Source organism: Mycobacterium sp. C31M (assembly GCF_053345865.1).
Window position 1 is genome coordinate 138,427 of sequence record NZ_JBKFAX010000014.1, and the last position, 20,781, is coordinate 159,207.

A 20,781-nucleotide genomic window follows, 5' to 3' on the forward strand; every position below is an offset into this window, starting at 1 on the left:
GCTATTCAAACGATCTCTCGGCAATCCGAGCGGAGTGCGCTACGTTGTACGGGTCCACACGGGAGCGCACACCAGCGCGCTGAGAGGACGGCTAGGGCCGTCGACCGTACGAACCTGACCGGGTAATGCCGGCGTAGGGAGATGTGTAGATGAGTGTTTCCATTGATGCTGTGACGACGGGCCCCATCGCGGGCAGTTCCAAGGTCTACTCACCCACCGGTGTGCCGTCACGCCGTGTGCACCTGAGCACCGGCGAGCATTTCGACCTGTACGACACCTCCGGCCCGTACACCGATACGAATGCCGTCATCGACCTGGACAAGGGCCTGCCCCCACGTGCCGGCATCGTCCGGGACCGGGGCACCCAGTTGCAGCGGGCCCGCATGGGTGAGATCACCGCGGAGATGGCGTTCATTGCCGAACGTGAAGGTGTCCCAGCCGAACTGGTGCGCGACGAGGTCGCCCGCGGCCGGGCAGTCATCCCAGCCAACCACAACCACCCGGAGAGCGAGCCGATGATCATCGGCAAGGCATTCGGCGTGAAAGTCAATGCCAATATCGGTAATTCGGCCGTCACCAGCTCCATCGCCGAGGAAGTCGACAAGATGGTGTGGGCAACCCGCTGGGGCGCGGACACCATCATGGACCTGTCCACCGGTAAGGACATCCACCTCACCCGCGAATGGATCCTGCGCAACTCCCCCGTCCCAGTCGGCACCGTCCCGATGTACCAGGCGCTGGAGAAGGTCAACGGCGATCCGACCAAGATGACCTGGGAGTCCTACCGCGACACCGTGATCGAGCAGTGCGAGCAGGGTGTCGACTATATGACCGTGCACGCCGGGGTCCTGTTGCGCTACATCCCGCTGACAGTCAAGCGGGTCACCGGCATCGTCAGCCGCGGCGGATCCATCATGGCCGCGTGGATGCTGGCCCACCACCAGGAATCGTTCCTGTACACCCACTTCGACGAGCTCTGCGAAATCCTGGCACGCTACGACGTGACGTTCTCACTCGGCGACGGGCTGCGGCCCGGCTCCATCGCCGACGCCAACGACGCCGCCCAGTTCGCCGAGCTGGAGACCCTCGGCGAGCTCACCAAGATCGCGAAATCCCATGGTGTACAGGTGATGATCGAAGGCCCCGGACACGTCCCGATGCACAAGATCGTGGAGAACGTCCGCCTCGAAGAGGAACTCTGCGAGGAGGCCCCGTTCTACACGCTGGGCCCGCTGGCCACCGATATCGCACCCGCCTACGACCACATCACCAGCGCCATCGGCGCGGCGATCATCGCCCAGGCCGGCACCGCGATGCTCTGTTATGTCACCCCCAAGGAACACCTCGGCCTACCCAACCGCAAGGACGTCAAGGACGGGGTGATCGCCTACCGGATCGCCGCGCACGCCGCCGACCTCGCCAAGGGACACCCCCGGGCCCAACAACGTGATGACGCGCTGAGCATGGCCCGCTTCGAATTCCGCTGGGCCGATCAGTTCGCACTCTCCCTGGACCCCGATACCGCCCGCGAGTTCCACGACGAGACGCTGCCCGCCGAGCCCGCCAAGACCGCACACTTCTGCTCGATGTGCGGACCCAAGTTCTGCTCGATGCGCATCACGCAGGACATTCGTGATGCCATGAACGACAAATCCCTGGAGTTCGCGGAACAGGGCAACCGCGTCTATCTCCCCTTGGCAGACTCTTCGGTATGAAGCTCCTCCCGTTGACCCCGCCGGGGCAGACACCCATCCGGGTGATGACCATCGCCGGGTCCGATTCCGGCGGCGGCGCCGGCATCCAGGCCGATATGCGCACCTTCGCCATGCTGGGTGTGCACGGCACCGTGGCGATGACCGCGGTGACGGTGCAGAACTCGGTGGGGGTCAAGGCCTTCCACGAAATCCCGTTGGACATCATCGCCGGCCAGATCAGCGCGGTCGTCTCCGACATCGGGATCCAGGCCGCCAAGACCGGCATGCTGGCGTCGGCCGAGATCATCGGCGTCGTGGCCGAGGCCTGGCACGCCGAGGGCCTGGCCGGCAATGTCCCCCTGGTGGTCGACCCGGTGTGCGCGTCGATGCACGGCGACCCGCTGCTGCACCCGTCGGCGCTGAACTCCGTTCGCACCGAACTGTTTCCGATCGCCACGCTGGTCACGCCGAATCTGGACGAGGTGCGACTGATCACCGGGATCGACGTGGTCGACGAGGCCTCCCAGCGGGATGCGGCGCGCGCGCTGCACGATCTGGGCCCGCAGTGGACGCTGGTCAAGGGCGGCCACCTGCGGTCCTCACAGCTCAGCCCGGACCTGTTGTTCGACGGCTCGGAGTTCTATGAGTTCAGCGAACCCCGCGTCGACACCGGGCATGACCACGGCGCTGGGGACACCTTGGCCGCGGCCACCGCGACGGCTCTGGCGCATGGCTTTTCGGTTCCCGACGCGGTGGCGTTCGGGAAATCCTGGGTCACCGAGTGCATCCGGGCGGCCTACCCGCTGGGCCACGGCCACGGACCGGTGAACCCGCTGTTCCGGCTCGCCCATGAGTCTTGACGAGATTGCCGGTGTCGCGCACCCACCGGCGGGAACCCCGAACGGCATCGTGCTGTTGACGCACGGCGCCGGAAGCAACCGGGAGGCGCCGCTGCTGGTCGGGCTGTGCGACGAGTGGGCCCGACAGGGATACCTGGCGATCCGCTACAACCTGCCCTACCGGCGCCGCCGCCCCAAGGGACCGCCGTCGAACTCCGCCAATACCGATCAGCAGGGCATCGCCGAGGCCATCGCCTGGGCGCGCACCCAGACCGACGGGCCCGTCATCGCCGGTGGGCATTCCTACGGCGGCCGGATGACGTCGATGGTCGCCGCCGGTTCGGGCGCGGGCCCCGACCTGCTGGCGCTGACCTCATATCCCCTGCACCCACCCGGTAAGCCCGAACGCGCCCGCACCGAGCATCTGCCAGATATCACCGTGCCGTCGGTGTTCACCCACGGCACCTCGGACCCGTTCGGCACCATCGACGAGATCCGCGCGGCCGCCGAACTCGTGGCCGGCCGGACCGAGATCGTGGAGATCACCGGGGCACGCCATGATCTGGGCTCCAAGACTTTGGACGTGCCGGTGCTTGCGGTGTCCGCCGCGGTTATCTTCATTGCATGACTCAGCCGCCGGAGTACCCGCAGGGCTACCCGCCGCCGCCACCCCAGCCGTATTCGACCGGATACGGCCAGCACTATCCGGCCCACCCCCCGGGCACCAACTGGTGGGCCGTCGTCGCGCTGATCTTCGGTGTCCTCGGCGGCGTCCTGATCAGCGTCATCGCCGGGTTCGTCGGGTTGAGCAAGGCCAAGCAGGGCCAGGGCGGACGCGGCATGGCCATCGCCGGCCTGGTGCTGTCGGCGCTGTGGGTGGTCGTCGGTATCGCCCTGATCGCCATCGTGGTGGCCAACAAGGACCAGATCGCCGACAGCGAGTTCGGTGACATCTTCGACCCGAACTCGGTGAGCGCCTCCGATATCGGGCTGGGCGACTGTCTGTCGGAGATCCCGTCGGATGCCAGCCTGGTGGCCTCGGTCAAGACCGTCGACTGCGCCGAACCCCACAAGGGTGAGGTCTACTTCGTCGTCGACGTCCCCGGCAGCGAATTCCCGGGGCAGGCCGAGATCATCGACTACCAGGATCGGTGCCAGCCGGCGCTGGAGGAGTTCTCCCCGGCGGCAATGGCCGATCCCGAGGTCGGCATGTTCGTGCTGTACCCGACCGAGGACTCGTGGAAGCGCGGGGATCGCGCCGTGACCTGCATCGCCACCACCGACGTGCCGCGGACGGGATCGCTGCAGGAGTAGGCGGGTACCGTCTACCCCATGTTCGACGCCGTCATCGTGGGCGCGGGTTTCGCCGGTATCGGCGCCGCGATCCAGCTCAAACGCCTCGGGATCGAGAACATCGTCCTGCTCGACCGCAAGGACGACCTGGGTGGCACCTGGTACGTCAACCACTACCCCGGGCTGGCCGTCGACGTCCCCACCACCACCTACTCGTACTTCTTCGAACCGAACCCGAACTGGTCGCGGCTGTTCTCCACCGGCGACGAGATCAAGCAGTACGCCGACGATGTCGCCGACAAGTACGACGTGCGCCGTCACATCCGGTTCAACACGGTCGTCGAGGGTGCCCGCTGGGATGACGACGCCAAGGTCTGGCAGGTCGCGCTCGCCGATGGGGAGACCCTGACGGCCCGCTACCTGATCACCGCGACCGGGTTCCTGTCCCAGCCGAAGACCCCCGAGATCCCGGGTATCGACAGCTTCGCCGGCAAGGTCATCCACACCGCCGAATGGGACGACAGCTTCGACGCTCGCGGTCGGCGGATCGCGATCATCGGCACCGGCGCGACTGCGGTGCAGCTCATCCCCGAGCTCGCCAAGTCCGCGGCCGAGCTGACCGTCTACCAGCGCACCCCGATCTGGGTGGTGCCCAAGATCGACATGCGGTTCGGCCCACGGATCAAGAAGCTGTTCGCCCGTGTTCCCGCGACGCAGCGGGTGCTGCGCTGGTTCACCGATTCGGTCTACGAGTGGATGGTCACCATCGGTGTCGTGCACTACCGGACCTTCCGCGGCCGCGGCAACATCTCGGCCGCCGACCTGTCCAAGCTGCACCGGTTCGTCACCATCCGGGACAAGGAACTGCGCCGCAGGCTCACCCCGAACTACGACTTCGGTTGCAAGCGACCGACCTTCAGCAACGGCTACTACAAGTCCTTCACCCTGGACAACGTCGCGCTGCAGGATGTCGGCATCGACCACATCCAGAGCGACGGCATCGTCGGCAACGACGGCACCAAGGTCGAGGTCGACACCCTGGTGCTGGCCACCGGATTCGACCTGTGGGAGGCCAACTTCCCAGCCATCGAGGTGATCGGACGGGACGGCCGTAGTCTCGGGAAATGGTGGCGTGACACCAGGTTCCAGGCTTACCAGGGTGTGTCCATGCCGTACTTCCCCAACTACCTGAGCCTGGCCAGCCCGTACGCGTTCCTCGGTCTGAACTTCTTCAACACCATGGAGTATCAGATGCGGCTGATGGACCGACTTTTCAGCGAGGTGCAGCGCCGTGGGGCCAGCACCTTCGAGGTCACCGAGCAGGCCAACACCGCCTACCTGGACCGGATGACCGAGCTGCTCGGCAATTCGCTGTTCACACTGGGCAATTGCGCCAGCGCACGGTCCTATTACTACAACCCCGCCGGTGAGCCGACCCTGCTGCGGCCGACCACCACCGAGAAGGCGATCACCGAGGCATCCACCTTCCCCCTGAGCGATTACACCATCTCCTGAAAGGACCTGCGTTGGCCGAGAAGAAGAGTTCACCGGGTATCACGCTGGCCGGAGTATCCCTGGTCGGCGCCGGTCTGGCCCATTTCGTCGCACCGCAACTCCTCGAACCGATCACCAAACCGGCCTTCCCCAACGACACAGCACGCCACATCAAGACCAACGGCAGCATCGAAACCGCCATCGGTGTCGGGCTGCTGGTGCCCAAGACCCGCAAGCTCGCGGCCGTCGGGGCGCTGGGGTACATCGTGTACCTGGGTGCAAACGCTGCGCGTAACAGGTAACAGCTCTACACTGCCGGCGTGCAAATGCTCAGGCGGCTGGGCACTTTCGATGCCGTCGTCATCGGACTGGGCTCGATGGTCGGGGCCGGTATCTTCGTCGCCCTCGGCCCGGCGGCGGCAGCAGCCGGTTCCGGTCTGCTGATCGGGCTGGCCATCGCCGCGGTGGTCGCCTACTGCAACGCCACCTCCACGGCCCGGCTCGCCGCGCTGTATCCGCAGTCCGGCGGCAGCTACGTGTACGGCCGGGAGCGGCTGGGCCCGTTCTGGGGCCATGCCGCCGGTTGGAGTTTCATCGTCGGCAAGACGGCGTCCTGCGCGGCCATGGCGTTGACCGTCGGGGTGTACGTCTGGCCGCAGTATGCGCACGCCGTCGCGGTGGCCGCGGTGGTGGCGCTGACCGCGGTGAACTATGCGGGGGTGCAGAAGTCGGCGCTGCTCACCCGGGTCATCGTCGCAGTGGTTCTGGCGGTGTTGGCCGCCGTGGTGGTGATGCTGGCCGGGGCGGGCGACCCGGGCCGGCTGAACGTATCCGCGGACGTCAGCGCAGGCGGTGTGCTGCAGGCCGCGGGCCTGCTGTTCTTCGCGTTCGCCGGGTACGCCCGCATCGCCACACTCGGTGAGGAGGTCCGCGACCCGGCCCACACCATTCCCCGCGCCATCCCGATCGCGCTCGGTATCACCCTGGCGGTGTACGCGGTGGTCGCCGTGGCGGTGCTGTCGGTGCTCGGTGGCGACGGGCTCGCGTCGGCGACCGCACCACTCGCCGACGCTGTCACGGCGGCTGGGCATCAGGATTGGGCGCCGGTGGTCCGGGCCGGGGCGGCGGTGGCCGCGCTGGGGGCGTTGCTCTCGCTGGTGCTCGGGGTGTCGCGGACAACGCTCGCAATGGCGCGGGACCGGCATCTGCCGACGGCACTGGCCGCCGTGCATCCGCGGTTCGGCGGTCCGCACCGCGCCGAAGTGGCGGTCGGGGCAATCGTCGCGGTGCTCGCCGCGTTCGTCGATATCCGTGGCGCGATCGGGTTTTCGTCGTTCGCGGTGCTGACCTACTACGCGATCGCCAACGCCGGCGCATGGACGCTGCAGCCGAACCGACGGATCATCCCGGCGATCGGGCTGGCCGGATGTGTGCTGTTGGCGTTCACCCTGCCCGTCGCCTCGGTGCTGTGGGGCTGCGTCGTCATCGCGCTCGGCGCCGCGCTGTACGCGGTGCGACGGTTTACCGTGTCCTGATGACCATGCTGCGCTGGAAGTATGTCGGGCCCGATGCCGATGTCGTCGCCCCGGATGAACGGCTGAGCTGGCCGCGCACCCTGGGCATCGGCGCCCAGCATGTGGTGGCGATGTTCGGTGCCACCTTCCTGGTGCCGGTGCTGACCGGGTTCCCGCCGGCGACCACGCTGTTGTTCTCCGGTGTCGGCACCATCCTGTTCCTGCTGATCACCGGTAACCGGCTGCCCAGCTACCTGGGGTCCAGCTTCTCGGTGATCGCACCGGTCACCGCGGCCGTCGCGTCGAACGGGACGGGTAGCGCGCTCGGCGGTCTCATCGCGGTGGGGCTGCTGTTGATCCTGATCGGCGTGGTGGTGCATCTGGCCGGTACCCACTGGATCGACCTGGTGCTGCCGCCGGTGGTGACCGGTGCGGTGGTGGCGTTGATCGGGTTCAACCTGGCGCCGGCGGCCAAGAACAACTTCGAGCAGGGACCCCTGGTCGGCATGGTCACGCTGGTGCTGCTGGTCGCCGCGCTGGCGTTCTTCAAGGGCTTGATCGGTCGGCTCGCGATCTTCCTGGCGGTGGTGCTCGGGTACCTGCTGGCGCTCGCGCTCGGTGAGGTGGACACCTCCGGAATCGCCGCGGCGGCCTGGATCGGGTTGCCGGAGTTCCAGACGCCGACGTTCAGTCTCGCGGTCCTGCCGCTGTTCCTGCCGGCGGTCATCGCACTGGTCGCAGAGAACATCGGGCACGTGAAATCGGTGGGTCAGATGACCGGTACCGATCTGGATCCGATGATGGGTCGGGCGCTGGCGGCCGACGGTGTCGCCACGGTGCTGGCCGGGGCCGGCGGCGGATCGGCGACGACGACCTATGCCGAGAACATCGGCGTGATGGCCGCCACCCGCATCTATTCCACGGCCGCGTACTGGGTGGCCGCCGCCGTGGCGATCGTGCTGTCGTTGTGCCCCAAGGTCGGTGCCACCATCTCGGCCATCCCGCCGGGCGTGCTGGGCGGCGCGACCATCGTGCTGTACGGGCTGGTGGGTGTGCTGGGCATCCGCATCTGGCTGACCAACCACGTGGACTTCTCCAAGCCGGTCAATCAGATGACCGCGGCCATCCCGCTGATCATCGGTATCGCCGACTTCACCTGGCAGGCCGGGTCGTTGACGTTCACCGGCATCGCGCTGGGTTCGATTGCGGCACTGGTGGTCTACCACGGGATGACACTGCTCGCCGCGGCGCGGCGCTGACATGCGCCGACTGGGCGCCCTGCTGGCCATCCTGGGCACCGCACTCGCGCTGTGCATACCGCCGCCCGCTACCGCGGGGACCACTCTGGGCGTGGGTCCGAGCTTCGACGGGTTCGGGTTGACCGTCCCGTTGTTCGCACGCGGCTCACTCATCCCCGCGGGCGACACCTATCGATCGGTGCCCTATCCTGCGGCATTCAACATCGACTACCCACTGGTCTCGCAGTTGCCGTTCTTCTCCACACTGCCGTACTGGCCGCAGAGCCAGGTGCGGTCCACCAACACCGGCGCCGAATTCGTGCTGCGCGATCTGGCCGGCATCACTGCCGGTGAGCTCGTGACGTTGCTCGGGATGTCACAGGGATCCCAGGTGTTGGAGACCGCCCGTGCCGCCATGGCGCAGGATCCGCACTACGTGGCGCATGCCGAGGACTACCGATTCATCATGCTCGGCAACCCATTTCGGCCGAACGGCGGCATCCTGGCCCGTTTCGCCGTGCTGGATTCCGTGCCGATCGTGCGGGACATCTTCCCCTTCGGCCGCCCCGGACCGTCCGACAGCCCGTTCCGCACCACCGATATCGTCAACCAGTACGACGGCCTCGCCGACTTCCCGCAGTACTTCAATCCGCTCGCGATCGCCAATGCGCTGGTGGGTATTCCGCTGCAACACGTGTTCCCCGGTTACGTGCTGACCGATCCCGACCATCCACACGCGGTGTCGACGACGGTCGGCAACACCACCTACGTCACCATCCCGAAACTGCTACCGCTGCTGCAGCCGTTCCACTATGCCGCGGCGCTGGTCGGGGCACAACGATTCGTCGACTTCCTGGATCCGGTGTTACGGGTGTTCGTCGAGGCCGGCTACGACCGGGCCGCCGATCCCAGTGTGGCGCAACCATTCCGGTGGCACACCCCGCCGGAGAAGTTCAGACAGGCGCTGGCACAGCTACCCGCCGCCATCGAGCAGGGCAAGGCCATCCTGCGTGGCGAACCGTACGAGCCGACGCTGACCGGTGAACCCGCAGCGGAGCCGGAGGCAGAAGTGGAACCGACCGAAGAGGCGGAACCCGAACCTAGTGTCCGAGTGCATTCACCGCAGCCGAGAACAGTGCGGGAATCGCGGCGGACACCGGAGTCAGCGAAGACCGCACCGGCCCGATCCCGGTCGCATGCAGCAAGGCCGCAGTCAGGAACCGGTACCGACGGGTGAGCGTTCGCCATTGGCGGTCATAGTCGGCCACCCGGTTCCCGGACACACAGTCCACCGCCAGTCGGGCGGCACCGAAGGCCAGACCCATACCTTCCCCGGTCAGCGCATCGACGTACCCGGCGGCGTCACCGACGAGCAGCACCCGACCCGCTGCGCGCCGGGTGACCCGTTGGCGCAGTGGGCCGGCGGCCCGGTCCTGACCGTGCGGCAGCCCGTGCAATCGGTCCATCAGCTCCGGAAACTGTTGCAGGTGTTGCTCGAACCCGCCCTTGCTGGATTTCAGGATGGCGACGCCGACACTGTCGTCGGACACCGGGGTCACATAAGCTTCGGTGCTCTTGCCCCAGTACACCTCGACACAATCCGACCACGGGGCGATCTGGATATGTCGGCGGATGCCCCACCGGCGCCGCTGGGGTTCGGCCGCCTGCAGGCCCAGCGAGCGGCGGATCGGTGAGTGCAGACCGTCGGCCGCGGCCAGGTAGCGGGCCCGAAAACCGGCGGCGTACACCGTATCCACATCCTGGGACACCTCGCCGATGTCACCGTGCACCACCTGGACACCGACGTCGGCGGCAGCCTTGGACAGGGCCTCGTGCAGGACGGTCCGGCGGACGCCACGACCCGGCCCGTGGGCGAACCGGGCCTCGGCGACACGGCGGCCGTCGAGGTAGCGGATGCCATGGAACGTTCGGCCTTCGGCCGACGCACCGAGCCGGTCCAGGTGGGCCAGCGAATGCGGCATCAGCCCTTCCCCGCAGGCCTTGTCGATCGGTCCGCGCCGGTGTTCGACGACGACGGCCTCCAGCCCGGCCTGCGCCGCGTAGATCGCGGTGGCCAAGCCCGCCGGTCCGCCGCCGGCGACCAGCAGATCGATCAACTCAGACTCCGCAGCGCCTCATCTTCCACCCGGATCCGGGTACGTAGCAGCAGCGCGTTGGCCACCGAGAACACCCCGGCGGTGATCCAGGCTCCGCCGACCAGCGGCAGCGCGGCACCCTCCAACACAACCGCCACGTAGTTCGGGTGCGGCACAAGGCGATACGGGCCGCCGGTGATACGGGGCGCACCGGGGACGACCACCACCCGGGTGTTCCACTGCTTGCCGAGTGTGGTGATACACCACCAGCGCAGCACCTGCGCGACGATGACGACCCAGAACGCGGGCCAGATCCAGCGCTTGCGCACACGCGCCTCGGCCACCGCACCCACCAGCAGTCCGGTGTGCAGGGCGACCATCACCGGGTAGTGTCCGGCACCGAACTCCCGGCCGCCGTTGGCCAAGCTCCAGTTCAGGTTGCGCTTGGACACCACCAGTTCGGCCACCCGCTCCACGGCGACCAGCAGGATCAGCGCGAGAAAGCCGCGCATATCAGCGCCACCGCAGCAGCACGAGTTCGGAACAGAAACCGGGCCCCATCGCCATCAGCACACCGGGGCTGCCGGGGGCCGGTTTCTTACCGATGGTGTCGCGCAGCACGTGCAGCACCGACGACGAGGACATGTTGCCGACCTCGGCCAGCGACTGCCAGGTGAGATCGAGTGCGTCGGTGGGCAGCGACAGGGTGTCGATGATGGCCTCGATGACCTTGGGCCCGCCCGGATGGCTGACCCAGGTGCCGATATCGGGCACGGTGAGATCATGTGCGCCAAGGAATTCCGTGACATCGTCGCCCAGGTAGCGGCTGACGAAGGCGGGCACCTCGGCACTGAGCACGATCTCGAAACCTTTGGTGCCGATATCCCAGCCCATGGTTCCCAGCGAATCGGGGTACAGGTGGCTGCGCGAGTCCAGCACGTCCGGGCCGGTCGGGTTGAGCTGTTGGGCCCGCTCGGAGCCGACGGCGACCACGGCGGAGGCACCATCACCGAACAGCGCGCCGGCGACCACGGTCGGCATGGACGGATTGTGTTTGCTGCTCAGCGAACACAGCTCCACCGACACCAGCACGGCCACCTTGTCCGGGGCGCCGCGCAGGTAGTCGTGCAGCCGGGCGATGCCGGCCGCACCGGCCACACAGCCCAGCCCGAAGATCGGCACCCGGCGGACATCGGGGCGCAGCCCCACCACCCCGGCGATGCGGGCATCCAGCGAGGGCACCGCCGCGCCGGTCACGGTTGTGGTGATGATCAGGTCGACATCGGCGGGCGTCAAACCCGCCTCGGCGAGCGCGCCCTGCAGCGCCGCGGCGCCGAGTTCGGTGGCGTGTTCGATGAACAGGCTGTTGGTCACACCGAAATCGGTGAGGGTCGCGTACTCCTCGATCGGTCGGACAAAATACCTGCTGTCCACTCTGGCGCTCTTGTGGAGCTTGCGGACGGCATCCTCGAAACCCGCGTAACCGGGCAGCTTGAGGATCTCCTCGGTGATCTCGTCCTGGGTGTAGCGGTGCGGCGGCAGAACGCCATGCACCCCGGCGATGGTGCTGAAGTTGGGCATTTCCGCGAGATTAGTTGACATATCACCTACACGGGGTGCTACCCCATCCGGTTCAATGCTCCAAGCCGATCCGGGCATGCAGACGCGCCAACGGTTTGGGCGCCCACCAGTTCCACTTGCCCATCAACTGCATGAACGCAGGTACCAGGACCATCCGGACCAGCGTGGCATCCATCAGGACCGCCAGCGTGAGGCCCAGCCCGAACATCCGCATGAACGACACATTGGCCGCGATCAGGGCCGCGAACGAGATCGACATCACAAGGGCCGCAGCGGTTACCACTCGCCCGGTGCGGGCCAATCCGAGGGCGACGCTCTCACCCACGTCGGCCGAGGTCTGTCCCGAGGCCAGCCAGTATTCGCGGATGCGCGCGAGCAGAAACACCTCGTAGTCCATCGACAAGCCGAACGCGATACAGAACAGCAGGACCGGGATGTTGGCCACCAGCGTCCCGGTGGCCGTGGTGCCCAGCGCCCCCAGATGGCCCTCCTGGAAGATCCACACCATCGCCCCGAAAGTGGCAGTCAGCGACAAAATGTTGAGCACCAACGCCTTCAGCGGTAACACCACACTGCCGGTCAGCAGGAACAGCAGACAGAACGTGATCAGCGCGATCAGGCCCAGCACCAGTGGCAGCGTCGCCCCGATCGCCGCAACGCTGTCGCGGTCGGTCTGGGCCACCCCACCCAGCACCACCCGGTGGCCGTCGGGGCCGGCGATCTCGTGCAACCGGTCCAATTGGGCGTCGGAGGCATCGGAGAACAGCGGGGCCGCGCTGGCGACCCGCAGGAACATGCTGCCGTCGCGTTCCACCGGCGGCGAAACCCCGAGAACATCTGGTGCGTCCGCCAACTCGCGGGTGAAGCGGTCCAGCTCGGCCCGCGCCAGTCCGGCGGCATCGGGGATGACCACACTGACCTCAGTGGCTGAGTTGTTGGCGAAATCCTCCCGCAGGCGGTCGCCGACCTGATGGGCAGACGCCGACATCGGCAGCACCCGGTCGTCGGGGAAACCCCACTTCACCCCGGTGAACGGTAATCCGAGCAGAACCAGCAACACCACCACGGCGATGCCGATGGGCGCGGCGCGTCGCAGCACGAACTTGGTTGAGCGATACCAGAACTGCTGTTGTACCGGTTTGGGATCGCGGCGACGCTTACCGCGGACCCGGTCGCCGAGCAGTGCCAGCGCGGCAGGTGTGACAACCAGGGCGGCGACGGCCGCGAACACCACCGTCGCGACGCCTGCGTAGGCGAAGGATTTCAGGAAGTACATCGGGAACAGCACGAGCGTCGACATCGGCAACGCGACCGTCGTCGCCGAGAACACCACCGTGCGCCCCGCCGTCACCATCGTGCGCACCAGGGCGTCCGCGGGTTCGGTCCCCTCGGCCAGTTCGTCGCGGTACCGGCTGATCATCAGCAACGTGTAATCGATTGCCAGCGCCAGGCCCATCGCCATGCACAGGTTGAGCGCGAACACCGAGACGTCGGTGGCAAAGGTGATCAGCCGCAACACCGCCAGCGAACCCAGAATCGCCATCACGCCGACGGCCACCGGCACCGCCGCGGCCAGCAGTCCGCCGAACACCCACACCAGCACCAGGAAGCTCAGCGGGATCGCGATGGACTCCATGACCAGCAGATCCCGCTGGGATTGTTCGGTGATCTGCGTGTTGACCATCGCGATACCGCCGGCCTGCACCGTGACGTCGCCGCGGTCACGGACCAGCCGGTCGGTGAGTTCCTTGGCGTGCTCTTGTGCATGCTGCTCACCGCCGGTGATACCGGCGACGATCAGGCCGGCGGTACCGTCCTTGCTGACCAGCTCGGCAGCAGGTCGGGCGGGGGCGTCCCACGCCGAGGTCACCTCTGCGACATACTCGGATTCACGTAGCGCCGTGGCGATCTCGGTACCCACGTCGCGGCCGGCCGGCCCCAGCGCGCCGGCCGGATCGGAGACGAGGATCAGCAATTGCATATCGCCCTGGCCGAACTTCTGCATCAGCAACTCGGCGGCTTCCGACGATTCGGCGGCCGGGTCGCCAAAGCCGCCGGCGGCGAGTTCCCGGGTGACCGGCACCCCGAAAATTGCTGCAGCAACGGCGATCAGTGCCGAGATCACCAGGATCCGCTTGGGTGCCGCCATGGCGTAGCGGGCGAGGCGTTCGAGCACGCCGGGGTTGTTCACCCGAACATGGTGCCCGATGGCGGTGGTTAAGGGGTGTGCACCTCGACGTGTGCGCGGATCCTGCCCTGCCCGTCGAGCCAGCCCTTGGCTCCGGCGTAGTCGATCATGCCCGCCAACTGCTGTCGCCACTGCGGGTCATCGGTGCGGCCGGCGAGTGCGGTCAGGTCGTCAGGATCAACCCAGGAGTGCTCGTCGGTGACCAGCACGACCTTGAAGGAGGTGAAGTCCTCGGGTTCGACGACCTCGACGGCCGGCGGCACCACGGTGGTGTCGATGCGCAGATACATGAGCGTCCTATCGGTTGCGTTTGTCCCGCGGGGGGACGCCGTTGGGACCCTCGATGGACTGTGCGTAGGTGCCGATCGCGAACGCTATCGCCGGCCCGGTGATCGACAGCGCCCGATGATCGACATTGTCCATACCGTCGCGCGGGCCGCCGGCGTTCGGGTCGAAGGGCGCGCCGGCCCGGCCGCCCCACAGCCTGGCCTGCACCGGGGTCTTCTGCTGGTTCCCGCCGGTGGTCAGCCCGCCCACGGGTATCCCGGCGGTCAGGAACGGGCCGTAGTCGCCGGCCGAGTCCAGCGGCATGTCCGCCGGCCGCACCCCGTCCAAGTTGAGGTAGCCGGCCAGGGTGCGTTCGATCCCGGCCGAACCCTCGGGCACCGAATCGGCCGCGATGGCCGGGTTGGGTTGGCCGGACTGATCCCCGTCGAGGGTGAAGAAGCCCGGGTTCGGCGATCCGATCATGTTGGCGTCCAGGTAGGCTGCGATATCGTCGCGGCCGCCGGCGTCCAGGCCGGCCAGGTATTTGCCCGCGGCCCCCAGCCGTTGTGATCCCCAAAACGCGAACCGGACGGCGTTGTCGACCTCGGGTGCCGCGCCGAGGGCGTCGGCGATGGCCAGCAGTGCGGCCACCCCGCTGCCGTTGTCGTTGATACCGGGGCTGCGCGGCGCGCTGTCCAGATGTGCACCCGCCACCACGATATTGGCGGTGTCACCCGTCGAGGTCTGAGCGATCACGCTCTTGGAGCGGGCCACGCTCGCCTGGCCGTCCAGCACCAGTCGCACCGGGTCGTTGGTGCGTCGCAGCGCGGCATCGGTGGTGCGGTCGATCACGGCGACCGGCAGTGTCAGCTTCTGGTAGTAGCCGGGTTCGAACAGCCCCTTGGTCCCGCCGGCGCTCACCACCAGCAGCCCGACCGCACCCTTGGCCACCGCGGCGTTCTGTTTGGCCACCACCGAGCAGCCGGTGTCGTCGACGATGGCCAGCGCGCCGCGCACATTACCGTAATCCCCGGCGGCACAGCCCGCGGGTCGGCGGGGCCGCAGTGACAATCCGCTGACCCCGCCGCGCGGGGTCGAGGCCAGCGGGGAGGCCTGGGTGACCGGGAAGGCACGGCCGGCGACGGTCAGGGTCGGCTTGCCCGGGTCACCCATCTTCAGCCACTCGAATTCCGGCGTGCTGATCTCGAAGCCTCTGCTGCGCAGCGCTTCCGAGACATAGTCCACGGTGGCGTCGTAGCCGGGGGTGCCGACGGCACGGCTGCCGTCATTGTCCTCGGCGATGCCGCTGAACTGTTCGAGGTGGGCGAAGATGGCCTCGGCGGTGACCTTGTCGGCGAGATCGCGCGCCGGATCGGCGGGTGCGGGCTGCGGCGGGGTGCTGCACGACGCCAGCATCAGCGCGGTGATGACGGCGGCGAGCAGCCGTCTCATGAGCCGGTCAGCACGTGACGGGTGCGGTCCTCGCGCACCGGAACTCCGTTGCGGCCGCCGGTGTCCTGGGCGTACAGCGCGGTCGCATACGCGACGCCGCGGCCCTGGATCTCCATCGCGGTGGTGTCGATGTGCTCGAGGGTGTCGCCGGCCTTGTGGTAGTTGGGGTCGAACGGGGCGTCGGCCTGACCGCCCCACAGCTCGGCCTGCTCGGCGGTCATGTTCTCCTCGGCGCCGGAGAAGATTCCGCCGGAAGGGATTCCGGCCTTGGTGAAGGCATCGTAATCGGAGCGGCCGTTGAAGCTGGTGTCCTGCGCGGGTTTTCCGGCACCGTCGAGATAGGCGACCAGCATCCGTTCGATCCCGGCCGAGCCCTCCGGCACCCTCGGCACGCTGTTGTCTGCGGCCGGCGGTGTCGACTGGTTGCCGTCGTAGGTGAAGTAACCGGGGTTCGGGGAACCGATCATGTCGAAGTTCAGGTACAGCGCAATATCCTTGAGCCCGTCGGCATCCAGCGACGAGATGTAGCGGTCGGAGCCGACCAGGCCCACCTCCTCGGCACCCCAGAAACCGAACCGCACCGCGTTGCGCACATCGGGTGCGCTACCGAGTTGCAACGCGGTCTCCAGCACCCCGGCCACCCCGGAACCGTTGTCGTTGATACCGGGCCCCTCCGGCACGCTGTCCAGGTGCGCCCCGACCATCACGACGTTGTCGGTGTCGCCGGTGCTGGTCTGGGCGATGACGTTGTGGCTGCGTTCGGTGTTCACACCCGCCTTGAGGCGAATCTGCGCCTCGGCCGGGTTGGCCCGCAGCCGCGCACCTTCTTCCTTGGTGATGCCCAACACCGGGATCTTGACATCGGTGCCGCTGCCCAAGGTCCCACCGAACTCCTCGACGGGACGGTCGACGTTGTCGGCGACCAACAGCGCGACGGCACCCCGTTTGGCGGCGATGGCCTGTTTGTCGCTGAACTGGCAGGACCCCCGGTCGACCAGCACCACCGCGCCCTGCACCGGCAGACCCTGGTAATCGGCATCGGCACACCCCGGCGTCTCATCGACGGGGGCGGCGACCAGTGGCCCGCGCACCCCGTTATCCGGTGTGCCGATGGTGTAACTCATCGGCAGTGCCGCCACCCGGGTGCCTGCGACCTGGACGTCGGGCTCCTCGGCGAACGGGATGCGCACCTCGAACTCCGGGGTCTGCACCTCGAAACCCTTGTCACGCAGCGCATCAGCCACGTAGCCGACGCTGGCCTGGTAGCCCGGGGTGCCCAGGGCCCGGTTCCCGCCGTGTTGATCGGCGATCTCCTGCAACTTGGTCAGATGCGCCATCATGGCGTCAGTCTGCACCCGCTCGCTGATCTCGGTGGCGTAATCCGCCGCGGCGACGCCGCCCGACTCCGGCGGCGGCGCCGTCGGTCCGGCCTGGCTGTCACAGGCCGCGACGAGGGTGACCACGGCGAGCAGGGCCGCCGCGGTTCGGGATCTGCGCTGCATGCAACCCACGGTAGCTCAGGGGTCCCGGCGGTCGACCACGACGACGGCCGCGGTGAACACCGCGGCGGCGACGGTGGCGAAGTAGGCCGCCGATCCGGCCGGCCCCCACCACATCGAAAAGTTCTGCAACCAGCCGAAAATGGATGCCTCGGTGAAGGCACCGGCATTGACGAACGGCAGCAGCGGCCCCACCTTCTCGGCAATGTCCGGCGTCACCGACAACAGCGGTTCCACCACGAACGGCACGATCAGCAGCACCGCCACGGCAGCGGCGGTGTGCCGCAGCAGTGCGCCGAGGCCGACGGCCAGGACCGCGCCGAGCACGGCGTACAGCGTGACCGCCGCGACCGAACGCCAGCTGTCCGATCCCACCAGCAGGTTCGCCGCGGCGACCATGACGGCGGTGACGACACCGGAGAACAGCGCGCTGACAATGGCTTTCGCGGCCAGCACCGATACCCGGCGCGGGGTGGCCATGAAGGTGGTGCGGATCATGCCGGTGCGGTACTCGCCGGTCACCGTCAGCGCGGACAGCACCATCAGCACCGGTACCCCGAAGTTCGCGATGCCCAGCGCCGGGTCGGCGGTCTGGGTGGCCAGCCCCAGGCTGAGCACCGCCACGGTGAGCGCCAGCCACAGCGCCGAGCGGGTGGTCAGCAGTTTGATGCGTTCGGCGTCGATCGCGGCGATCATGAACCGTCCCCCGCCCGGTACTGCACGGCATCGTTGGTGAGGCCCAGATAGGCCTCCTCCAGTGAGGTCTGCCGGGCGGACAGTTCGTGCAGCACGATGCCGTGTGCAGCGGCCAGCTCCCCGATCGCTTCGGTGCTGCCCTCGACCAGCAGCGCGTCACCGTCGCGGCGGGCCTGCGGTAGCAGTCGGGCGAGTTCGTCCAGTTGCGGACTGCGGACCCGGACCTCGGAGTCCCGACGCAGGAACTCGGCCATCGACGACGCGGTGATCAGCCGGCCGCGGCCGATCACCACCAGCTCGTCGGCGGTGTTGGCCATCTCGGCGAGCAGGTGACTGGACACCAGCACGGTCCGCCCCTCGGCGGCCAGGTCGCGCATCAGCGTGCGGATCCACCGGATGCCCTCCGGGTCCAGCCCGTTGACCGGCTCGTCGAACAGCAGTACCGGCGGGTCGCCGAGCAGCGCGGCGGCGATACCGAGGCGCTGCATCATGCCCAGCGAGAACGACCCGGCCCGGCGGCCTGCGGCGTCGGAGAGGCCGACCTGTCCCAGCACCGCATCGACCCGGGCCTGCGCGATCCGGTTGGTGGCGGCGATCCAGCGCAGATGCGCCTGCGCGGTCCGGTTCGGGTGCACCTGGCGTGCGTCGAGCAGGGCGCCGACGGTGCGCAGCGGGTGCTTCAGCTCGCGGTAGCGCTTACCGGCGACGGTGACCGAGCCGGCGCTGGGCCGGTCCAGCCCGACGATCATCCGCATGGTGGTCGACTTGCCCGCACCGTTGGGCCCCAGGAAACCGGTCACCACACCGGGCCTGATGGTGCAGGTCAAACCGTCAACCGCACGGGTGCGGCCGTAGGACTTGGTGAGGTCGACCAGCTCGATCACAGTGCGGGGCTGGAGGCCTGCGCCCAGAATCGCTTCGGGATGCGCCCGGCGGCCCGCGCCAGATGGCCGGCGGTGACCGCCGATGCCATGGCCGCGGCCATGGTGGCCGGGTCGGCGGCGCGGGTCACCGCGGTCGCCAGCAGTACGGCGTCACAGCCGAGCTCCATGGCCAGGGCGGCGTCACTGGCCGTCCCGATGCCGGCGTCCAGGATCACCGGCACGTTCGCGGCGTCGACGATCATCTCGATGTGGTGCGGGTTGGAGATGCCCAGCCCGGTGCCGATCGGCGAACCCAACGGCATGACCGCGGCGCACCCGGTGTCCTCCAGCCGCTTGGCCAGCACCGGATCGTCGTTGGTGTAGGGCAGCACGACAAATCCGTCATCGACGAGTTGTTCTGCGGCTCTGACCAATTCGATGGCATCGGGCAGCAGCGTGCGTTCGTCGGCGATGACCTCGAGCTTCACCCAGTCGGTGCCCAGCGCCTCGCGCGCCAGCTGTGCGGTCAGCACCGCCTCGGCGGCGCCGCGGCAGCCTGCGGTGTTCGGCAGGGCCGCGATGCCGAGCCGGTTCAGCAGATCGAGCACGCCGGTCCCGGTTTCGGCGTCCACCCGACGCATCGCGACGGTGGTCAATTCGGTACCCGAGGCGATCAACGCCTCCTCCAGCACCGCCAGATTGGCCGCGCCGCCGGTACCCATGATCAGCCGGGACCCGAACTCGCGACCGGCGATGGTCAGGTTCGAGTCAGCCACCCTGCACCGCCGTCACGACCTCGACCCGCGCGCCATCGGTCAGCACGGTGTCCCAGGACGACCGCGGCAGGACCTCCCAGTCGACCGCCACGGCGATGCCCTTGTCGCCGAAGCCCAATTGCCGCACCAGTTCCTCGATCGTGGTGCCGTCGGGCACATCGGCGTCTTCGCCGTTGACCAGCACTATCATCTCGCTCCCGCGGTTAGTTCGGCGGCGATCCGCTCGGCGGTCCAGGGCGCCAGCAGAAAGCCGTTGCGTCCGTGGCCGGTGGCGACCAGGGTGCGCTCGTCGAGCCTACCGACGAGCGGCAGCCCGTCAGGTGTCATCGGACGCAATCCGGCGGCGCATTCGGCCAACTCGTATTCACCGAGCGCCGGCATCACGGTGCAGGCGTCGTCGAGCAGATCCCGGACACCGGTCACCACAACCGTGGTGTCGCGGCCGTGTTCATACTGGGTGGCGCCCACCACCACGCCGTCCGGTCGCGGCACCAGATAGACCTGCCTGCCGTGCACCCGGGCGCGAACCACTATCTGCGGCAACGGCATACAGCCCTTGCGCCAGCGTAGCCGCAGCACCTCACCCTTGACGGGGCGCACCGGCAGCCCCGGCCACAGTGTCGGCGCGTCGATACCGTTGGCGATCACCAGTACGTCGGCGTCGACCTCGGCGAGGTCGGTGACCGGTGGGGCCCACTGCACACCGGCGGCCGCGCAGGCCTGCTCCAACGCGCTGACCAGCGCCCGGTTGTCCACCGCCAGTTCGGTGTCGGCCGTGAACCCGTGCCGGATGCCTTGGGCCAGAAGAGGTTCCAGGTCACGCGCGGCGGTCGTCGCGGTGACGGGATGCCCCTGCCCCGACAGCCAGCCCGCGACGGTCCGCACATCGGCGACATCGGCCCGGTCCACGGCCACCACCAGCGATTTCCGTGCGGTCACGATGCCGTCGGGCAGCCCGGTCAGGAAGCCGGTGTGCCAGAGCTTCAGCGATTCCAGGCCGATCGCGAGTTGGGCCTCCTCACCGGGCCAACCCTCGCTGTGCGGGGCCAGCATGCCGCCGGCCACCCAGGACGCGCCGCGTTCGTCGGTCCGGTGCACCCGCACCGTCCACCCGTCGGCCGCGGCTCGACGCGCGACGGCCAGTCCGATGACGCCGCCGCCGATCACGGCCAGCATTCGATCACTCATTTCCTCTCCCTTCGCCGGCATGACCCGGATCAGGTTTGACGGTCAGGGCAGGTGCGCGCCCACTCTCAGTCCCCGGTCCCGGGACTCCCGTGTCTGCTGAAAG

20 protein-coding genes, 1 pseudogene and 2 riboswitches are annotated in these 20,781 nt (G+C 68.1%); of the genes and pseudogenes, 9 read left to right on the plus strand and 12 right to left on the minus strand.

The features are described from left to right. The first annotated feature begins 48 nt into the window (after positions 1-48). A riboswitch (TPP riboswitch) is annotated at positions 49-157 on the plus strand. The 9 genes and pseudogenes from thiC to ACLBYA_RS21470 all read left to right on the plus strand — a co-directional run. Then, a complete protein-coding gene (gene thiC, locus ACLBYA_RS21430) occupies positions 150-1,715 on the plus strand; it encodes a phosphomethylpyrimidine synthase ThiC (RefSeq protein WP_447711456.1) in 1,566 nt (521 codons plus the stop codon). It overlaps the preceding riboswitch by 8 nt. Further along, on the plus strand, positions 1,712-2,554 hold the full coding sequence (gene thiD, locus ACLBYA_RS21435; protein ID WP_447711457.1) for a bifunctional hydroxymethylpyrimidine kinase/phosphomethylpyrimidine kinase: 843 nt from the start codon (positions 1,712-1,714) through the stop codon (positions 2,552-2,554). Before thiC ends, thiD begins: the two co-directional genes overlap by 4 nt. After that, complete coding sequence (locus tag ACLBYA_RS21440; protein ID WP_447711458.1) at positions 2,544-3,161, plus strand: alpha/beta hydrolase family protein; 618 nt, start codon at positions 2,544-2,546, stop codon at positions 3,159-3,161. The genes thiD and ACLBYA_RS21440 overlap by 11 nt, the downstream gene beginning before the upstream one ends. After that, positions 3,158-3,847 carry a septum formation family protein gene (locus ACLBYA_RS21445; protein ID WP_447711459.1) on the plus strand — a complete coding sequence of 230 codons (690 nt, stop codon included), beginning with the start codon at positions 3,158-3,160 and terminating at the stop codon, positions 3,845-3,847. Before ACLBYA_RS21440 ends, ACLBYA_RS21445 begins: the two co-directional genes overlap by 4 nt. 18 nt (positions 3,848-3,865) lie before the next feature. Further along, positions 3,866-5,341, plus strand: a complete 1,476-nt coding sequence (locus ACLBYA_RS21450; RefSeq protein WP_447711460.1) for a flavin-containing monooxygenase — start codon at positions 3,866-3,868, stop codon at positions 5,339-5,341. Between the two features lie 11 nt (positions 5,342-5,352). After that, positions 5,353-5,622 (plus strand): hypothetical protein, encoded by a 270-nt coding sequence (locus ACLBYA_RS21455; RefSeq protein WP_447711461.1) that lies wholly within the window; start codon positions 5,353-5,355, stop codon positions 5,620-5,622. 24 nt (positions 5,623-5,646) lie between these two features. Beyond that, the gene (locus ACLBYA_RS21460) at positions 5,647-6,855 is read left to right on the plus strand and encodes an APC family permease (RefSeq protein WP_447711522.1); all 1,209 of its coding nucleotides are present in this window, start codon (positions 5,647-5,649) and stop codon (positions 6,853-6,855) included. Then, entirely contained in the window at positions 6,855-8,093 is a 1,239-nt protein-coding gene (locus ACLBYA_RS21465; protein ID WP_447711462.1) for a uracil-xanthine permease family protein, read from the plus strand. Before ACLBYA_RS21460 ends, ACLBYA_RS21465 begins: the two co-directional genes overlap by 1 nt. 1 nt (position 8,094) lies before the next feature. Then, a pseudogene (locus ACLBYA_RS21470) lies at positions 8,095-8,955 on the plus strand (PE-PPE domain-containing protein); the annotation flags it as partial. A 217-nt stretch (positions 8,956-9,172) separates the two neighbouring features. On the opposite strand, the gene ACLBYA_RS21475 reads toward ACLBYA_RS21470, so the two are convergent. The 12 genes from ACLBYA_RS21475 to thiO form a co-directional block, all read right to left on the minus strand. Further along, the gene (locus ACLBYA_RS21475; RefSeq protein WP_447711463.1) at positions 9,173-10,189 is read right to left on the minus strand and encodes an NAD(P)/FAD-dependent oxidoreductase; all 1,017 of its coding nucleotides are present in this window, start codon (positions 10,187-10,189) and stop codon (positions 9,173-9,175) included. Further along, complete coding sequence (locus ACLBYA_RS21480) at positions 10,186-10,680, minus strand: isoprenylcysteine carboxyl methyltransferase family protein (RefSeq protein WP_447711464.1); 495 nt, start codon at positions 10,678-10,680, stop codon at positions 10,186-10,188. Before ACLBYA_RS21480 ends, ACLBYA_RS21475 begins: the two co-directional genes overlap by 4 nt. Position 10,681: 1 nt before the next feature. Continuing rightward, complete coding sequence (locus ACLBYA_RS21485; protein WP_447711465.1) at positions 10,682-11,749, minus strand: type III polyketide synthase; 1,068 nt, start codon at positions 11,747-11,749, stop codon at positions 10,682-10,684. A 52-nt stretch (positions 11,750-11,801) separates the two neighbouring features. Next, the gene (locus ACLBYA_RS21490; RefSeq protein WP_447711523.1) at positions 11,802-13,925 is read right to left on the minus strand and encodes an MMPL family transporter; all 2,124 of its coding nucleotides are present in this window, start codon (positions 13,923-13,925) and stop codon (positions 11,802-11,804) included. A gap of 41 nt (positions 13,926-13,966) precedes the next feature. Continuing rightward, a complete protein-coding gene (locus ACLBYA_RS21495; RefSeq protein WP_447711466.1) occupies positions 13,967-14,227 on the minus strand; it encodes a hypothetical protein in 261 nt (86 codons plus the stop codon). A gap of 7 nt (positions 14,228-14,234) precedes the next feature. Beyond that, positions 14,235-15,656, minus strand: coding sequence for a M28 family peptidase (locus ACLBYA_RS21500; protein WP_447711467.1), 1,422 nt, complete (start codon positions 15,654-15,656; stop codon positions 14,235-14,237). After that, complete coding sequence (locus ACLBYA_RS21505; RefSeq protein WP_447711468.1) at positions 15,653-17,158, minus strand: M28 family metallopeptidase; 1,506 nt, start codon at positions 17,156-17,158, stop codon at positions 15,653-15,655. Before ACLBYA_RS21505 ends, ACLBYA_RS21500 begins: the two co-directional genes overlap by 4 nt. A 15-nt stretch (positions 17,159-17,173) precedes the next feature. Next, the gene (locus tag ACLBYA_RS21510) at positions 17,174-17,851 is read right to left on the minus strand and encodes an ABC transporter permease (RefSeq protein ID WP_447711469.1); all 678 of its coding nucleotides are present in this window, start codon (positions 17,849-17,851) and stop codon (positions 17,174-17,176) included. After that, a complete protein-coding gene (locus tag ACLBYA_RS21515; protein WP_447711470.1) occupies positions 17,848-18,735 on the minus strand; it encodes an ABC transporter ATP-binding protein in 888 nt (295 codons plus the stop codon). The genes ACLBYA_RS21510 and ACLBYA_RS21515 overlap by 4 nt, the downstream gene beginning before the upstream one ends. Continuing rightward, positions 18,732-19,490, minus strand: coding sequence for a thiazole synthase (gene thiG, locus ACLBYA_RS21520; protein ID WP_447711471.1), 759 nt, complete (start codon positions 19,488-19,490; stop codon positions 18,732-18,734). The genes ACLBYA_RS21515 and thiG overlap by 4 nt, the downstream gene beginning before the upstream one ends. Then, the gene (thiS, locus tag ACLBYA_RS21525) at positions 19,483-19,680 is read right to left on the minus strand and encodes a sulfur carrier protein ThiS (protein ID WP_447711472.1); all 198 of its coding nucleotides are present in this window, start codon (positions 19,678-19,680) and stop codon (positions 19,483-19,485) included. Before thiS ends, thiG begins: the two co-directional genes overlap by 8 nt. Continuing rightward, positions 19,677-20,678 (minus strand): glycine oxidase ThiO, encoded by a 1,002-nt coding sequence (gene thiO / locus ACLBYA_RS21530; RefSeq protein WP_447711473.1) that lies wholly within the window; start codon positions 20,676-20,678, stop codon positions 19,677-19,679. Before thiO ends, thiS begins: the two co-directional genes overlap by 4 nt. Continuing rightward, positions 20,668-20,779, minus strand: a riboswitch (TPP riboswitch). Its footprint overlaps the gene before it by 11 nt. Positions 20,780-20,781: the final 2 nt, after the last annotated feature.

Bases quoted from the DNA above. Each gene is read 5' to 3' on its own strand.
- ACLBYA_RS21460 (WP_447711522.1), top strand. From the start codon at position 5,647: ATGCTCAGGCGGCTGGGCACTTTCGATGCCGTCGTCATCGGACTGGGC.
- thiD (WP_447711457.1), top strand. From the start codon at position 1,712: ATGAAGCTCCTCCCGTTGACCCCGCCGGGGCAGACACCCATCCGGGTG.
- ACLBYA_RS21480 (WP_447711464.1), bottom strand. From the start codon at position 10,680: ATGCGCGGCTTTCTCGCGCTGATCCTGCTGGTCGCCGTGGAGCGGGTG.
- ACLBYA_RS21440 (WP_447711458.1), top strand. From the start codon at position 2,544: ATGAGTCTTGACGAGATTGCCGGTGTCGCGCACCCACCGGCGGGAACC.
- thiO (WP_447711473.1), bottom strand. From the start codon at position 20,678: ATGAGTGATCGAATGCTGGCCGTGATCGGCGGCGGCGTCATCGGACTG.
- thiC (WP_447711456.1), top strand. From the start codon at position 150: ATGAGTGTTTCCATTGATGCTGTGACGACGGGCCCCATCGCGGGCAGT.
- ACLBYA_RS21465 (WP_447711462.1), top strand. From the start codon at position 6,855: ATGACCATGCTGCGCTGGAAGTATGTCGGGCCCGATGCCGATGTCGTC.
- ACLBYA_RS21500 (WP_447711467.1), bottom strand. From the start codon at position 15,656: ATGAGACGGCTGCTCGCCGCCGTCATCACCGCGCTGATGCTGGCGTCG.
- ACLBYA_RS21510 (WP_447711469.1), bottom strand. From the start codon at position 17,851: ATGATCGCCGCGATCGACGCCGAACGCATCAAACTGCTGACCACCCGC.
- ACLBYA_RS21450 (WP_447711460.1), top strand. From the start codon at position 3,866: ATGTTCGACGCCGTCATCGTGGGCGCGGGTTTCGCCGGTATCGGCGCC.
- ACLBYA_RS21485 (WP_447711465.1), bottom strand. From the start codon at position 11,749: ATGCCCAACTTCAGCACCATCGCCGGGGTGCATGGCGTTCTGCCGCCG.
- ACLBYA_RS21505 (WP_447711468.1), bottom strand. From the start codon at position 17,158: ATGCAGCGCAGATCCCGAACCGCGGCGGCCCTGCTCGCCGTGGTCACC.
- thiS (WP_447711472.1), bottom strand. From the start codon at position 19,680: ATGATAGTGCTGGTCAACGGCGAAGACGCCGATGTGCCCGACGGCACC.
- ACLBYA_RS21445 (WP_447711459.1), top strand. From the start codon at position 3,158: ATGACTCAGCCGCCGGAGTACCCGCAGGGCTACCCGCCGCCGCCACCC.
- ACLBYA_RS21495 (WP_447711466.1), bottom strand. From the start codon at position 14,227: ATGTATCTGCGCATCGACACCACCGTGGTGCCGCCGGCCGTCGAGGTC.